Below are 14,822 nucleotides of genomic sequence, written 5' to 3'. Positions count from 1 at the left end.
GGGATGAGCAAAATGGAGGAGAAAAAGAGCGGTTTCGGCTCGCGTTTATTAAAAATTCTTCTTGCTGTTCTCGTTCCTATTGTTTTTCTGCTTTTATTGGTTGGTATGCTTCTGAAACTGGCCGGATTAAATCCGATTGTCGAAGTCAAGGGCCTCCTGTTCGGGAACAATGCTGCGCAGACTTTCGGAGGGACGTCTTCGAACCAGATAACAACCCTGAAGCAGCAGATCGCTGCGCAACAGTCAACCATCAAACAGCTGCAGAGCGATAACACAAGCAAATCGGACCAGATTTCCCAGCTGAACACGCAGCTGCAGCAGGCGCAGGCGGCGGCCAGTCAGAAGAGCAGCGCGTCTGCGAGCCAGGCACAGACGGCAAGAGATGCCGTCTATGCACAAACCTATCGAAATATGGATCCAGCAAAGGCGGCGGCTATTTTTGAAAAACTGCCGACCAAGCAGGCGGCAGAATACATAAACATGCTGGACGACAAAACCAAAGCGTCAATCCTGCAGAACATGCCGGCGGACAAAGCAGCGGCGCTGACCCCGCTGCTTCAGGCACAGCCCGCGGCAGCGAGTACAAGCGGGACGGGCTCAAGCTCCGTGTCGACTTCCGCATCGAGCGGCACTTACCCGTAAAACAGGAAGGGGCAGGACCGTAACACGCTTTGATTTGAAAGGAGGTGATAGCATGACCATGAATCAGGTAACTGTCCCGGTTTCAACCGTTTCCGGCACGGTGAGCCCGCTCAAAAAAAATTCTGAAAAACAAATGGCCAATTCCTCTTTTTCAGCGATTATGAGCCGGTTCCGTTCGCCTGCCGACCCTTTGGCAGACGGGCAGGATCCGAAGGGAGCCTTCAATGAGAGCCCATTTCCGTCAGCCGGCCGGCCGGCGGAAAAATCCGGCAAACGATCAGATACTTCGGATTCCGTAGCGGAAAAATCCAATGAACGATCGGGTATTTCGAATTTCGCGGCGGAAGAATCCGGCAAACGATCAAATATTTCGGATTCCGTGGTGCGGAAATCTAAAAAACGATCGAATACTTCGGGTTCTGTATCGGAAAAGAAGAAAGAAAAACAGGAAAAGCGATCGACGCTCGGTCCGGCTGAAACGGATCTCCCGACCGCCGATGTATCGGCCGACGTTAAAAGTGAAAAATCAAGAACCGGCAGCAGCACGGATATGCCGAAAATCAAACGGCATCAAGGCAGTGCTCAGGCTGCAGCCGCGGAGCCGGCCGGGACAAAGGGTGCGGTTTCTCCGAAAACGGGAAAGCCGCATGCCGCCTCTTATTCCGTCCTTTCCGTTAAACTTTCGCAGGCTGCCGCGGTAAAAGGAACGGACCGCTTGGAAGCAACGAACGGTCCTCCCGGATTTCACTCCGTCCTTTCTGTCAGGGCTGCGACGGCTGAAGGCGCAGAAAAGAGTTCTGTGCCCCGGCCGCCGGGCGATCGGAAAACAGGCGGTTCGCAGGCTTCCGAAGGAACGGAAGCCGCTGCAGCGGCCGGCCGGAAAACAAATGTGACAAATTTCTCAACCGAACATTTTGTGAAGGGCAAGGGATTAACGGCTGCGGCGGCCGGTTCCCCGGAGAAATCAGCTGGTCCTGCTGCTCAGCCGTCTGAGCTTCCGGCCGGTCCGTCGGCCGGAAGCATTCAGGAGGCAGTGAGTTCAAGAGAAATGGGATCTGCTTTATTAAATGGGGGGCTCCAGGCGGCGCGGATGAGCGATTCCGCGGCAGCGGAAGTTCAGACCGCTTTGATTCATCGCCAGTCTGCCGGGAAGCAGAACCGTTCTTTTTCTGCAGATCCGATAACAGACAAAAAATTGATATCGGCAGAAACAACGAATAAATCTTTAACATTGAGCGGCCGGGAAGCCGGCACGTCACCCGCTAAAGAAAGCGGATCTGAGCATTCAGGCCCGCTGCAGCCCTCCGCTTTCGGCAGGCCGATGAGTAAAGTGGAACTGTGGATGGCTTTTCAGAAGGGCGGCGGGTCGGCGGATAAGGAAACGCCCGTGCCCAGGCAGGTTTCGGAGACCGTCTCGGAATGGCTGGCCAAGTCGTCTTTTCACATGGACAATAATGGGGAGCAGACACTGACAATGACGCTTAAACCCGAACAGCTTGGCCGGGTGATTATTACGCTGACGAAGAACGCAGACGGCGGCATCGCCGCCCGGATGGCGACCGAGACGAAGGCTGCGAAAGACTTGCTCGAGTCGGGATTGATTCAGCTGAAGGAGAATTTTGCCGGCAGCGGGATTCCGATGACCCAAATCGATGTCGTGAGAAGCGGGCAGACTTCAAGTGCTATGTTTCAGCAGGCGGCTCAGAACCAGCAGTCCTTTCAGGGAGGCGGCGGCCAGTCGGGCGGCCGGAAAGAGGAGCAGCGGCAAAAGGCGGAGACGATGTCGGTGGAAAATGAGGATCACGGCCATTCATTTCTGGAATGGCTGACGGGAGGAATCTAAAGAATGAGTACATCTCCAACAACAGCGGCAGGTTCGGCCTCGGCAGTGTCGTCAAGCTCGAGCAGTACCCTGAACAAGGACGATTTTCTGAAGCTTCTCGTGGCGCAGCTGACCAACCAGGACCCGACGTCACCGATGGATGATACGCAGATGGTTTCGCAGTTGGCTCAGTTTTCAGCTCTTGAACAGACACAGAACGTGGCAACGGCGGTCAATCAATTGGTAGCTGTCGAAAACAATAACAGCCTGTCCAGCCAGGCTACGATCATCGGCAAAGAAATCACCTGGCAGCCGGCGGATGACGGCAGCAGCGATACAACGCCGGGTCCTGCAAGCGACATCGTCAAATCGGTAACATTAAAAGACGGGCAGATCAGCTATATAACAAACGGCGGGCAGTCGGTGGATCCGTCGACGGTTACGGAAATCAGTGATTCATCAGGAAGCAAGGCATCGTAGCGGGAAATCAGGGATTGAAAGAGACGCATATTTTTCGAATGTTAACGGAACGATTGTGATCAATCATTGAAAAAGCGGCCGTACCTTTTTAAGAAAGGCTGAGGCTGCGGATTGTATAGAAGCAGCCGATTAAAAAAGGAGGAATCATTCATGTTATTGCGTTCATTAGGGGCAGGCGTTTCGGGATTGAAGAACTTTCAGACGGATCTGGATGTGATCGGCAACAATATCGCCAACGTCGACACGGCGGGATTTAAGAAGGGCCGGGTTAATTTTGAAGATATTTTCAGCCAGCAGCTGCAGGGAGCGCAGGCGAACCAGAATGGGATTCAGGTCGGCCTCGGCTCGCAGACCGGTTCGATCGACAATATCACGACCGGCGGCACGGTCAACCCGACAAGCAATCCTTATGACCTTGCCATCAACGGCGAAGGCTATTTTCAGGTCAGCGACGGCTCGGGCAATGTCTATTACACAAGAGCAGGGGATTTTAAGCTGAACAGCGCGGGAACCGCTCTTGTCAATTCACAGGGAATGACGCTTACTGTTGATCCGACCGGGCAGGATCACAATACTTATCAGGATCTTTCCTCATTTACGGTTGACAAACAAGGCAACATTGTCGGAACGACGACGGCCGGTGCGAGTGTGAAGCTGGGCCGGGTGGAACTCTTTACGTTCTCGAATCCGGCAGGACTTGATAAAGTGGGCAACTCACTGTTTCAGGAATCGGCCGCATCCGGCGCTGCCGACGGAACTGCGGCGACAAACGGCCAGGGTGATATCCAGCAAGACGCACTCGAACTTTCCAATGTCGACCTGACCGATGAAATGACGAATCTGATTGAGGCAGAGCGGGCCTATCAGGCAAATTCCAAGACGATTACGACGGCCGATCAGGTTCTTCAGACGCTTGTCAATCTGAAACAGTGATGGAAGGGAGGATAGAGCAGGGTGCTCGCTTCGCAGCCCCGCTCAATTTTTGACACTTATGATTCAGCTGACACGCTTTAACGGACAAACTTTTCTATTAAATGTTTTTCTTATTGAACAAGTCGAGGCCCTGCCCGACACGACGATCACATTGACAACGGGTAAGAAGCTGGTTGTCAGGGAAACGGCCGATCAGGTCGATCAGCGCATAACCCGTTTTCTGAAACAAATCTCCTGGATGCCTGCGGCTCGGGCGGAAGAAAGTGTCATGCGATGTTTAAAAACAGAGTAGTCGGAACGTTGTTTGTTATCATGGCATTGATGATTATCGGCATTGCCGCCGCTTTCTTTGTGATGAATCGAACAGCCCAGAGTAAGGTCGATGTGAAAAATCCGACCATTGATCAGATCGTCAACAATCTCACGGTGACGACGGGAGAGATTACAACAAACATTAGCGGAGATCACTTCATTAAGGTTGATTTCAAAATACAGGTTTCCAACAGTGCCGCTAAGGACGAATTAACCAAACGATCTTTTGAGGTAAAGAACGCCGTCATTTATACGGTTTCCGGCATGAAGCCCGCAGACGTTCAGGATCAAAAGGGAATAGCAAATCTGGAGAACCTGCTTCGAAACCGGCTGAACGGTTTTCTAAAGAGCGGAACGGTGACACATGTTTATACGACCGAGAAAATCGTTCAGTAAGCCATCACAGGGTGAAAAGAGATGATCCGATAATTGGCCGATATATTGTCGCAGTCTGAAATCGATGCGCTGCTCTCAGCCATTTCAACAGGTGAGATGGATGCTGAAGAGCTGAAAAAAGCAGAAAGTAAACCTAAAGTCCGTATTTATGATTTTAAAAGAGCCCTGCGGTTTTCGAAGGACCAGATCAGAAGCCTGACCCGGATTCATGAAAATTATGCGAGAATGCTGACTACTTATTTTTCCGCCCAGCTGAGGACTTACGTGCAAATATCCGTGGCTTCCGTGGATCAGGTCCCTTATGAAGAATTTATCCGCTCGATTCCGTCGACTACGGTCCTGAATATTGTCGAGGCCCCTCCGCTGGAAGGGCACTTGATCATTGAGATTAATCCGAATGTCGCCTATTCCATGCTTGACCGCCTTCTGGGGGGTGAAGGCACCAGCATTAACAAGATTGAGAACCTGACCGAAATTGAGACCAATCTGATGAAAAGCCTGTTCGAAGGATCTCTTCCTTCTTTAAAAGAGGCATGGTCCTCCGTCGTTGAGGATCTTGATCCCAGGTTGCTTGAATTCGAGACCAATCCGCAGTTTCTTCAGCTTGTCTCTCCGAACGAGACGGTTATTGTCATCTCGCTGTCGGCGGTCATCGGCAAATCCAGCGGCATGATTAACCTCTGTATCCCTCACGTTGTCCTGGAGCCGGTGATCCAGAAACTGTCGATGCACTATTGGATGAATGAAAAAAAGAATGATCCGACAGAGGAAGAGTATCATGCACTGCGGCGACGTGTTGAAAATTCAGTGGTAGATATGCGTGCCTGTCTGGGAAGTTCAAAAATTACCGTGAAAGAGCTGCTGCAGTTGGAGGTCGGGGACGTGATTAAGCTGAATCAGCATTTGGAGGATCCGATTGTGATTGAAGTCGGGGGTTTTCCTAAATTTATCGCTCAGCCAGGGAAAAAGAATAAGCAAATGGCTGTTCAAATCATTAAACCCAGCATAGAGGAGGATACCCTTAATGAGTGACGGACAACTTTCACAAGAAGAAATCGATGCACTTCTCGGCCGTCAGTCAGGTGCCGATAAGCAGGAGGCCCCGAAGAAGGAAGCTAAAGAAGCTAAAACGGAAGATTTGTCCGAGCTCGAAGAAGACGTGCTCGGCGAAATCGGCAATATCTCTTTCGGCAGTGCGGCAACCGCCCTGTCCACCATTTTGAATCAGAAAGTCGAAATTACGACGCCTGTGGTCCGGATTGTCAACAGACATAGTCTCGGCGAAGAATTTCCCGTTCCCCATGTGTCCGTACTGGTCAACTATACACAGGGATTTCAGGGATCGTGCATGCTCGTGATCCAAACGCAGGATGCCAGCGTCATTGCCGACCTGATGATGGGCGGGGACGGGACCCATCCGACCTCCGAAATCAATGAAATGGAAATGAGTGCCGTCCAGGAAGCGATGAACCAGATGATGGGCTCATCTTCCACAGCGATGTCGACAGTCTTCAATCGCCGTATCGACATTTCACCGCCCGAACTGACGTTAATGGATGTGAAAACCCATCAGGGAACCGAATATATTCCGGCGGATGAGAACATGTTTGAAATTTCCTTCAGCCTTAAGATAGGGGCGTTGGTCGACTCCCATATCATGCAGCTTGTTCCGATTCCCTTCGGAAAACAGCTTGTCAGCCTGCTGATGAGCGAGACGGGCGGCGGTCAAGGCAATAAAAAAGAAGAGCCGGCTGCCGGCGGAGAATCAGATAATCGTTCCGAAGAAAAAACGGCGGCGGCAGCGGAACAGGCCGTCCGGACGTCGCCTCCGCTGAATCCCGAAGCCCGGAAAGAACGGGAAAACAGTGCCGACAAGGCTCAATCCGGCCGTTCCGCGGAACGGCCGGATCCAGGCGCCGATCATAAAGACGTCCGGCCGGCGGAGTTTTCCGATTTCGGCGAGGAACCGCCTTTATCCGGCAAGAAAGCACCGCGCAATCTGGAGCTCTTAATGGATATTCCGCTCGACGTCAGCGTCGAACTCGGGCATACGCAGAAAACCGTAAAAGAAGTACTTGAATTGGGCCCGGGGTCGATTATTGAGCTGGATAAGCTGGCCGGCGAAGCTATTGACATTTTGGTTAATCAAAAGTATGTGGCAAAAGGCGAAGTCGTCGTCGTCGATGAAAATTTTGGCATCCGGATTACCGAAATACTGAATCACTTCGATAGAATTAAAGATCTATAAACCTTTTCATCCAATAGAGTAAGAGACAACATGCTTAAAAACTTTTGGAGGGATTTTTGTGGCGGGACGCATTCTTGTTGTAGACGATGCAGCTTTTATGAGAATGATGCTGAAAGATATTCTGACAAAGAACGGATACGAGGTCGTGGGCGAGGGGGCGAACGGGAACGAGGCGGTGGATAAATATGAGGAGCTGAGGCCGGATCTTGTGACCCTGGACATCACAATGCCGGAGCTTGACGGGATTCAGGCGCTGAAAAAAATCCGGTCAATCGATACGGACTGCAAGGTCATCATGTGCTCCGCAATGGGTCAGCAATCGATGGTGATCGATGCCATTCAGGCCGGAGCCAAAGACTTTATCGTCAAACCCTTCCAGGCCGACCGCGTCATTGAGGCGATCAAAAAGACTCTGGGGTAATTGAGGAAGGTGACAGTGTGTTTCAAAGATGGCTGTTCTCTGTGATTGTCGTTCTCGCCCTTTTTCTCGGGCACGGCGCCAATGCTTCGGCTGCGAGCTCCGGAAACGGGACAGTCGAAGATATGTATAAAAGTCAGCAGAATACGCAGCATTCGGTTACCCAGACCAAGAGTACGGGAAGCAGCAGTACGGCTGCGAATAGTCAGTCGGGCGCTTCGATGAACGGAAATACGAATCTGTTCGTCGCTTTCTTTCAATTAGTCGTTGCTTTGCTGGTCGTTCTCGGACTCATCTATCTTTTGTATCATTTTGTGGCCAGACGGACCGGAAGATTCCGTGAGGGCGGTTTGCTGAAAAATTTAGGCGGCGTATCCGTCGGTCCCAACCGTTCGGTACAGCTCATCCGCCTTGAAAATGAAGTTCTGGTGGTCGGTGTCGGCGAGTCGGTGCGGCTGCTCAAGGAAATAACGGATCCGAAGATCATTGAAAGCCTGGTCAATCAGGAGGAAAAGCCGCAGCTTATCGAAAGCCATGTCAGGAAGATTGTCAATTGGACGGCGGAGAAAACGTTGAAAAAACGGAACGTGCAGGATAAAGACAGGGCGAAATCTTTGAAGCTGCAGCTTAAGGAATCTCTTAATCGATTGGAAAAGGAGCGCTCAGATAGAATGGAAGAGATTTTACAGGGGGAAGAGAAGCATGAATAGCATACCGGGGATCTCTTCGAGTTTTTTCACAAGTCAGCCTCAGGGAGTAGCGACGACCGTACAGCTCCTTCTTGTCCTGACGATCCTGTCCCTTGCTCCTGCCATTCTTATTATGATGACGTCCTTTACACGCATTATTGTCGTTCTGTCTTTTGTACGGACGTCCCTGTCGACTCAGCAGACACCGCCCAACCAGGTACTGATCGGGCTGGCTCTTTTTCTGACCTTTTTCATCATGGCGCCGGTCTACGGACAGATCAACACGAACGCCATTCAGCCTTATCTGAAGGGGAATATCAGCCAGCAGCAGGCGATCAAGAAGGCCGAAGCGCCGGTTAAAGAATTTATGGCCAAAGAGACGCGCCAGAAGGATCTTGAACTGTTTATGAGCTACGGAAAGTACAAGATGCCGAAAAAAATCGACGATATTCCGCTGACGGCCCTTGTCCCCGCATTTACGATCAGTGAACTGAAAACGGCCTTTCAAATGGGCTTCATGATTTTTATTCCCTTCCTGGTCATTGACATGGTCGTTGCCAGCATCCTGATGGCGATGGGAATGATGATGCTTCCGCCTGTGATGATTTCGCTTCCTTTCAAGATTTTATTATTTATTATGGTAGACGGATGGTACTTGATTGTTGCATCGCTCCTAAAAAGTTATTAGGAAGAAGGGGAGAAAAATGAGTTCGGAAATGGTCCTTTCCATTGCGGATCAAAGTGTGATGGCGATCTTGATGGTCGGCGGCCCGCTGCTCATCATCTCGCTGGTTGTCGGTCTGATCGTCAGTATTTTTCAGGCGGCGACGCAAATTCAGGAACAGACGCTGGCTTTCATACCGAAGATTGCATCGGTTCTGTTCGGGTTGATTTTTTTCGGCCCGTGGATGCTGGAGAAAATGCTCGCATTTACGGAGAACATTTTTGCCAATCTTCCTAACTTTATCAGATAGCAAGGGAACAAAAAAGAGTGTCTATTCTAAATATCATTCCTGTATTTTTACTTGTTCTGGTCAGAATTGCCAGCTTTCTGGCGACAATGCCTGTTTTTTCCTATCGGACCATTCCGGCCCGGACTAAAATAGGGCTCGCGGTTGCACTGTCCTTACTGATCGATGTGACTCTGTTCAAGAACCAGACAATACCTCTCGACGGGACGTTTTTTCTTCTGATAATCAAAGAAGCGGTCGTCGGATTGTCGATGGGTTTTGTAGCTGCCGTGATCACGTATGCGGTGGAGCTGGCCGGTTCATTTATCGATCTGCAGATGGGTTTTGCCATCGCCAACACGATCAGCCCCGAAAACGGAGTTTCTTCTCCGCTGACCGGCCAATTGCTCAGCATGCTTCAGGTGCTTTTTTTCCTTGGCGTCGATGCCCATCATATGCTGATCAGCGGTTTAATGTACAGTTTTAAACTGATTCCACTCAGTTCGATGAATATACACCTGGCAAGCGGGAACACGGTCGATTTCGTGGCGCGGCTGACCGCACAGATGTTTGTGATTGCCATGCAGCTTGCCATGCCGATTATCGGCTGCCTCTTTCTTGTGGATGTGGCGATCGGTCTTGTGGCCCGTACCGTACCGCAGGTTAACGTTTTTGTCGTCGGGCTGCCTATGAAGATCATCGTCGGATTCCTGGTGATGCTTATTGTCTTTCCAATGTATATCGGACTCTTTCGCGTGATTTTCGACTCAATGACGGACATTTTCAGCAATTATATGCGCCTGCTGGGGAGTTAGTGTCTATGCTACATTTTCATTATCCTGTCGATCTGCAGTATTTTGCAGGAGAGAAAACTGAAAAGGCGACGCCGCACAAACGTGAAGAAACCCGGAAAAAGGGACAGGTTTTCAAGAGTGCCGATCTGAGTACAGCAGTCAGTCTGCTCGCTTTTTTCCTTTATTTTCGAATAGCGGGCGGGTCGGTCGGCGAAAAGCTTTCGGAAATGATGACCAATATTTATAGTAATAAGCTGCATACGGATCTTACAGAAAATAATGTTCATCAGCTGTTTTCCGAAATTACGCTTCAATCTCTCAGTATGCTGCTGCCGATTCTGATACTGACACTGGTCGTCGGCATCGCGGGACAGCTGTTTCAGGTCGGTTTCCTTTTTCACCCTGAATTGCTGCTGTTCAAGGCCGAACGTATCAGCCTGCTGAGCGGGTTGAAGCGGATTTACTCCTTGAGAGCCGTTATTGAACTATTGAAATCCATTCTGAAAATTTCAATCATTGGCCTTGTCGCCTTTTCAGTCATCTGGATCAACCGTGCGCCCATATCGGAAACCGCCAGTAAATCAATCGGAGACGGCCTCGGCACGATGGCCACGGTTGTCCTGGATATGGGCCTGGCAGCCTCTCTGGCACTGATTGTGCTGTCTCTGCTTGATTATCTGTTCCAAAAGTACGACTACGAAAAAAATATACGGATGTCCAAGCAGGATATAAAAGATGAGTACAAAGAGATGGAGGGGGATCCGCAAATAAAGGCGAAAATCCGGGAAAGACAAAAACAGATGGCCATGCACCGCATGATGCAGGATCTTCCTCATGCAGACGTCGTCATTACCAACCCGACGCATTTTGCAGTTGCTCTGCAATATGATGCCGAAAAAATGAGTGCGCCGAAAGTTATTGCCAAAGGTTCGGATTATCTTGCCTTGAAGATAAAAGAGATCGCGCGGGAGCACGGGATCACCATCATTGAGAAGAGGCCGCTCGCAAGGGCTCTTTATCACCGGCTTGAAGTCGGCGACTCTGTGCCCGAAGAGTTTTTTAAGGCGGTTGCTGAAATACTTGCCTATGTTTATCGTTTGAAAGGAAAGGCCGGAAGGCGGAGAGGAGGGAAACAATGAAAAGCCGGGATTATATTGTGATGTTTGGCGTGATTATGATCGTCATGATGCTGATTATCCCTCTTCCGTCATCTTTGCTCAGCTTTCTGATTGTATTGAATATATCTCTTGCCCTAATCATTCTCCTCATCACCCTGAATGTGCGGGAGGCACTGGATTTTTCGGTTTTTCCTTCTTTGCTCCTGATTATGACTCTGTTCAGGATCGGATTGAATGTTTCGACGACCCGGCTGATCCTGTCAAAAGGGGACGCCGGCCAGGTTATCTCGGCTTTCGGCCAGTTCGTTGTCGGAGGCAATGTGATTGTCGGCCTGGTCGTTTTCATGATTCTGATCATCGTCCAGTTCATCGTGATCACGAAAGGGGCGGAACGGGTCGCCGAAGTCGCCGCCCGCTTTACGCTGGACGCGATGCCGGGCAAGCAGATGAGTATAGATGCCGATATGAATGCGGGACTGATCAATGATCAGGAGGCCAAAAAAAGGCGCGAGAAGATAACGCGTGAAGCCGATTTCTACGGAGCGATGGACGGCGCCAGTAAATTTGTAAAGGGCGATGCAATTGCCAGTATGATCATCGTCGCCATTAACTTAGTTGTCGGCATGATCATCGGCATGGCGCAATTGGGGATGTCGCTGGCGAGTGCCGCACAAAATTTCAGCCTCCTGTCTGTCGGCGACGGCATTGTCAGCCAGATCCCCGCCCTGCTCATTTCGACAGCGACAGGCATTGTGGTGACGCGGTCTTCGTCGGAAAGCAACATGGGAAAAGAAGTGGCCGATCAGCTGCTCGCCTATCCGGCGACGCTGGTTGTCACCGGTATCGTGATCTTTATCCTCGGGCTGACGCCGATCGGCATGGTCGCGACATTGCCGATTGCCCTGCTTTTGGTTGCCGGGGGTCTGATGATCCGGCGCAATCGCCGCAAGGCCGTACAGACTGTTGCTGAAGATCAGGGCAGGCAAAGGGAGCAGAAGTTCAAGAGCCAGGAGAACGTGATCAGCCTGCTGAATATGGATCCGGTCGAATTCGAATTCGGCTATGCACTGGTGCCGCTCGCGGACAGCAGCCAGGGAGGGGATCTTCTGGACAGGATCGTCATGATTCGGCGCCAGCTTGCGCTTGAACTGGGAATCATTCTGCCGGTCGTCCGCATCCGCGACAACATTCAGCTCGAGCCGGACAGTTATCGGATCAAGATCAACGGAAGTGAGGTAGCAAACGGCAAATTGATGCTCGATCATTATCTGGCAATGAGCCCCGGCGTTGAGGACGATTCCATTAAAGGAATTGAAACGAAGGAGCCGGCATTCGGACTGAAGGCGCTTTGGATCGATGAACCGACAAAAGAACGTGCGGAAATGGCCGGATATACCGTTGTAGACCCTCCTTCAGTCGTTTCAACGCATCTGACGGAAGTGCTGCGCCGTCATGCTTACGAACTGATCGGACGCCAGGAGGTCAAGCAGCTTGTCGATCATTTGAAAGAACAGTATCCCGCGCTTGTCGAAGCCGTGACACCGGAACCGCTCAGCATCGGCGAAGTGCAGAAAGTGCTGGTTAATTTATTAAAGGAAAAACTGTCGATCAGAAAACTTCCTGTTATCTTTGAAACGCTCGCCGATTATGCTCCGATGACCAAAGATCCGGGATTGCTGACCGAATACGTGCGTCAGTCTCTGTCCAGACAGATTACCGAACAGTTTGCGAAACAGGGCGAGTCGCTTAAAGTGCTGACGCTGAGTCCGGATCTTGAGCGGAAAATTTCGGAGTCCGTGCAGAAAACGGAGCACGGGAATTTTCTGGCGATGGATACCGAAACCACGACAAGACTATTGAAAAATTTATCGGAGGCTGTCGGGAAGTGGGCGGACATGGACAGCGATCCGGTGATCCTCTGTTCGCCTGCCGTCCGCATGTACGTTCATCAGTTGACAGAACGCTATTTTCCGAACATTTACGTTTTGTCCTATAATGAACTGGAAACGAATGTGGAAGTCCAAAGCATCGGGGTGTTGAATGCGGCATGAAGATGAAGAAAATTATTGCTCCAACGATGACCCAGGCCATTGAGAAAGTCAAACAAGAGCTCGGAAACGATGCGGTTATTTTTCATACGAAAAAAGTCAAAAGCGGCCGTTTCTTTAATCTGTTTAAAAAAGAAAATGTAGAGGTGCTGGCAGCAAGTGATCCGGAACAGGATTTCCCGCTAAAAACTCTTTCGAAGACTGCCGAAAATAAGGATGAAAAGCCGCTTTTTCTTGCCGATAAAGAAATCGGCCTGCCCTTTCGCAGGACAGCGGATAAGGTTGACCGATTGTTTTCGGGACCCGAAAACGTCGAACGGTTTCGTAAACTGCTGAAAGATCAGGGGTTAAATGAAAAACATATCGATGAGCAACTGCAATTGCTGGTCAAGAAATGGTATCAGAGTGATGAAAAACTGACGGGAGCGGAACTGTCGCGTCTGCTGCGGGCGCAGCTGATCCAAAAGCTGGATCCGCGCCGTTTTCAAAGCCCGATTCTGCCCAACAAATATGTGATGCTGATCGGTCCGACCGGGGTCGGGAAAACGACGACCATCGCAAAACTGGCAGGGCGTGCCGTACTGGACGAAGGGAAAAAGGTAGCGTTTATCACTTCCGATACGTTTCGCATTGCAGCCATCGATCAGCTGAAGATGTACGCAGATATTTTAAATATTCCTATAGATGTAGCCTACACGGAGAAAGATTTCCAGGAATTGATCGAGAAATACGCGGATTTCGATCATGTTTTCATCGATACGGCGGGCAGAAATTTTCAGAATGAACAGTATATCCGGGAACTTGCCCGGCTGATCAACGATGATCGGCGCATCGGCCTCTATCTGGTTATTTCGGCAACTTCCAAGTATGAGGACATCAGTACAATGATCGATCAATTTAATCGGCTGCCGGCAGAACGGCTGATCGTCTCTAAGATTGACGAAACACAGACTTACGGAGCCATTATCAGCACGCTGCTGAATCATCCGCAGCTGACTCTTGCTTACATAACGAATGGACAGAATGTTCCGGATGATTTGCAGGCTCCGGACGTTCGCGAACTGATAAATCATATGCTGGGTGATATCAATGAACAATGATCAGGCTGAAAAATTGAGACAGCGGGCAGCTGCTGAAAAAAAAGCCGATTCGGAAGCCGTCGTTATCGGTGTGATCAGCGGTAAAGGCGGTGTCGGCAAATCTGTCTTTTCCGTGAATTTTTCCATTGCGCTGAGCGAGATGGGCAAAAAAATGCTGATTATTGATCTGGATATCGGAATGGGCAACATCGAACATCTGGTGGGCCGCTCGTCGCTTCCCGATATTGCGGACTGCGCACACGATCATCTTCAGCTTTCGGATGCTATTTTCAAAGGACCCGGGAATATTTCTTTCATTGCCGGAGGAAACGGTTTGTCTACACTGTTCCGTCCGGATGGAGAGCATCTTGATGCATTTCTCAGGCAGATCGAACAAATCAAAAGAAACTATGATTTTATTCTCTTTGACTTTGGAGCCGGCGTAACGGACGATATGCTTCATTATATTCTTGCCGTTCACCAGATGATTCTGGTGACGACGCCGGAGCCCCCGGCAATGGCGGACGGCTATTCCGCTCTTAAAATAATCTGTTCAAAAAATGCTGCACTGCCGGTTTTCTGTGTGGTGAATATGACGGGTAATTCACGTGAGGGGAAAGAAACGTGGCAAAGATTGTCCGGAGCGGCGAAAAAATATATTCATATCGATCTGCAGTGGCTGACTGCTTTACATCGCGACAATGCCGTAATTCGTTCTGTGAGAGAACAAAGCCCCTGTGTTCTCCGCTATCCCCATTCCAGATTCAGTATTGACATGAGACTTTTGGCGCGGGCTTTCCTTGTGCAATATCAGCATGAACAGGCCGTTTCTTCATTTTCTCCGTTTGTCTTAAGAGTCAAAAAATATTTTGAACTATTGAGAGGTAAGTAAT

At 50.2% G+C, this 14,822-nt stretch carries 17 protein-coding genes; all 17 read left to right on the top strand.

What is annotated here, in order from left to right:
* Positions 1-12: 12 nt before the first annotated feature.
* Positions 13-642: a MotE family protein gene (locus tag OYT88_RS00695; protein WP_274397415.1), complete on the top strand. Its 630-nt coding sequence runs from the start codon at positions 13-15 to the stop codon at positions 640-642.
* Positions 643-694: 52 nt separating this feature from the next.
* The gene (locus OYT88_RS00690; RefSeq protein WP_274397414.1) at positions 695-2,485 is read left to right on the top strand and encodes a flagellar hook-length control protein FliK; all 1,791 of its coding nucleotides are present in this window, start codon (positions 695-697) and stop codon (positions 2,483-2,485) included.
* 3 nt (positions 2,486-2,488) lie between these two features.
* The gene (locus OYT88_RS00685) at positions 2,489-2,944 is read left to right on the top strand and encodes a flagellar hook capping FlgD N-terminal domain-containing protein (RefSeq protein ID WP_274397413.1); all 456 of its coding nucleotides are present in this window, start codon (positions 2,489-2,491) and stop codon (positions 2,942-2,944) included.
* A gap of 150 nt (positions 2,945-3,094) precedes the next feature.
* Positions 3,095-3,877 carry a flagellar hook-basal body complex protein gene (locus OYT88_RS00680; RefSeq protein ID WP_274397412.1) on the top strand — a complete coding sequence of 261 codons (783 nt, stop codon included), beginning with the start codon at positions 3,095-3,097 and terminating at the stop codon, positions 3,875-3,877.
* A gap of 58 nt (positions 3,878-3,935) precedes the next feature.
* Positions 3,936-4,169, top strand: a complete 234-nt coding sequence (locus OYT88_RS00675; RefSeq protein WP_274397863.1) for a flagellar FlbD family protein — start codon at positions 3,936-3,938, stop codon at positions 4,167-4,169.
* The gene (locus tag OYT88_RS00670) at positions 4,151-4,585 is read left to right on the top strand and encodes a flagellar basal body-associated FliL family protein (RefSeq protein ID WP_274397411.1); all 435 of its coding nucleotides are present in this window, start codon (positions 4,151-4,153) and stop codon (positions 4,583-4,585) included. The genes OYT88_RS00675 and OYT88_RS00670 overlap by 19 nt, the downstream gene beginning before the upstream one ends.
* Before the next feature lie 33 nt (positions 4,586-4,618).
* Complete coding sequence (fliM, locus tag OYT88_RS00665) at positions 4,619-5,617, top strand: flagellar motor switch protein FliM (protein ID WP_274397410.1); 999 nt, start codon at positions 4,619-4,621, stop codon at positions 5,615-5,617.
* Positions 5,610-6,833: a flagellar motor switch phosphatase FliY gene (fliY, locus tag OYT88_RS00660; RefSeq protein WP_274397407.1), complete on the top strand. Its 1,224-nt coding sequence runs from the start codon at positions 5,610-5,612 to the stop codon at positions 6,831-6,833. The genes fliM and fliY overlap by 8 nt, the downstream gene beginning before the upstream one ends.
* A gap of 58 nt (positions 6,834-6,891) precedes the next feature.
* Positions 6,892-7,254, top strand: a complete 363-nt coding sequence (locus OYT88_RS00655; RefSeq protein ID WP_274397406.1) for a response regulator — start codon at positions 6,892-6,894, stop codon at positions 7,252-7,254.
* Between the two features lie 17 nt (positions 7,255-7,271).
* Entirely contained in the window at positions 7,272-7,961 is a 690-nt protein-coding gene (locus OYT88_RS00650; protein WP_274397405.1) for a flagellar biosynthetic protein FliO, read from the top strand.
* On the top strand, positions 7,954-8,628 hold the full coding sequence (gene fliP, locus OYT88_RS00645) for a flagellar type III secretion system pore protein FliP (RefSeq protein ID WP_274397404.1): 675 nt from the start codon (positions 7,954-7,956) through the stop codon (positions 8,626-8,628). Before OYT88_RS00650 ends, fliP begins: the two co-directional genes overlap by 8 nt.
* 16 nt (positions 8,629-8,644) lie before the next feature.
* Positions 8,645-8,914 (top strand): flagellar biosynthesis protein FliQ, encoded by a 270-nt coding sequence (fliQ, locus tag OYT88_RS00640; protein WP_274397403.1) that lies wholly within the window; start codon positions 8,645-8,647, stop codon positions 8,912-8,914.
* A 17-nt stretch (positions 8,915-8,931) separates the two neighbouring features.
* Positions 8,932-9,705, top strand: coding sequence for a flagellar biosynthetic protein FliR (gene fliR, locus OYT88_RS00635; RefSeq protein ID WP_274397402.1), 774 nt, complete (start codon positions 8,932-8,934; stop codon positions 9,703-9,705).
* Between the two features lie 5 nt (positions 9,706-9,710).
* The gene (gene flhB, locus OYT88_RS00630; protein ID WP_274397401.1) at positions 9,711-10,823 is read left to right on the top strand and encodes a flagellar biosynthesis protein FlhB; all 1,113 of its coding nucleotides are present in this window, start codon (positions 9,711-9,713) and stop codon (positions 10,821-10,823) included.
* The gene (flhA, locus tag OYT88_RS00625) at positions 10,820-12,853 is read left to right on the top strand and encodes a flagellar biosynthesis protein FlhA (RefSeq protein WP_274397400.1); all 2,034 of its coding nucleotides are present in this window, start codon (positions 10,820-10,822) and stop codon (positions 12,851-12,853) included. Before flhB ends, flhA begins: the two co-directional genes overlap by 4 nt.
* Entirely contained in the window at positions 12,850-13,950 is a 1,101-nt protein-coding gene (locus OYT88_RS00620) for a flagellar biosynthesis protein FlhF (RefSeq protein WP_274397399.1), read from the top strand. The genes flhA and OYT88_RS00620 overlap by 4 nt, the downstream gene beginning before the upstream one ends.
* Positions 13,940-14,821 (top strand): P-loop NTPase, encoded by an 882-nt coding sequence (locus OYT88_RS00615; protein ID WP_274397398.1) that lies wholly within the window; start codon positions 13,940-13,942, stop codon positions 14,819-14,821. Before OYT88_RS00620 ends, OYT88_RS00615 begins: the two co-directional genes overlap by 11 nt.
* Position 14,822: the final 1 nt, after the last annotated feature.

Source organism: Sporolactobacillus sp. CQH2019, assembly GCF_028765345.1.
GTDB lineage: Bacteria > Bacillota > Bacilli > Bacillales > Sporolactobacillaceae > Sporolactobacillus.
This window is presented reverse-complemented; position numbering and strand designations above follow the sequence as displayed.

What these genes read in the sequence shown, in the direction of transcription:
- OYT88_RS00695 (WP_274397415.1), top strand. Translation starts at nt 13, where the DNA reads ATGGAGGAGAAAAAGAGCGGTTTCGGCTCGCGTTTATTAAAAATTCTT.
- OYT88_RS00690 (WP_274397414.1), top strand. Translation starts at nt 695, where the DNA reads ATGACCATGAATCAGGTAACTGTCCCGGTTTCAACCGTTTCCGGCACG.
- OYT88_RS00685 (WP_274397413.1), top strand. Translation starts at nt 2,489, where the DNA reads ATGAGTACATCTCCAACAACAGCGGCAGGTTCGGCCTCGGCAGTGTCG.
- OYT88_RS00680 (WP_274397412.1), top strand. Translation starts at nt 3,095, where the DNA reads ATGTTATTGCGTTCATTAGGGGCAGGCGTTTCGGGATTGAAGAACTTT.
- OYT88_RS00675 (WP_274397863.1), top strand. Translation starts at nt 3,936, where the DNA reads ATGATTCAGCTGACACGCTTTAACGGACAAACTTTTCTATTAAATGTT.
- OYT88_RS00670 (WP_274397411.1), top strand. Translation starts at nt 4,151, where the DNA reads ATGTTTAAAAACAGAGTAGTCGGAACGTTGTTTGTTATCATGGCATTG.
- fliY (WP_274397407.1), top strand. Translation starts at nt 5,610, where the DNA reads ATGAGTGACGGACAACTTTCACAAGAAGAAATCGATGCACTTCTCGGC.
- fliP (WP_274397404.1), top strand. Translation starts at nt 7,954, where the DNA reads ATGAATAGCATACCGGGGATCTCTTCGAGTTTTTTCACAAGTCAGCCT.
- fliQ (WP_274397403.1), top strand. Translation starts at nt 8,645, where the DNA reads ATGAGTTCGGAAATGGTCCTTTCCATTGCGGATCAAAGTGTGATGGCG.
- flhB (WP_274397401.1), top strand. Translation starts at nt 9,711, where the DNA reads ATGCTACATTTTCATTATCCTGTCGATCTGCAGTATTTTGCAGGAGAG.
- flhA (WP_274397400.1), top strand. Translation starts at nt 10,820, where the DNA reads ATGAAAAGCCGGGATTATATTGTGATGTTTGGCGTGATTATGATCGTC.
- OYT88_RS00620 (WP_274397399.1), top strand. Translation starts at nt 12,850, where the DNA reads ATGAAGATGAAGAAAATTATTGCTCCAACGATGACCCAGGCCATTGAG.
- OYT88_RS00615 (WP_274397398.1), top strand. Translation starts at nt 13,940, where the DNA reads ATGAACAATGATCAGGCTGAAAAATTGAGACAGCGGGCAGCTGCTGAA.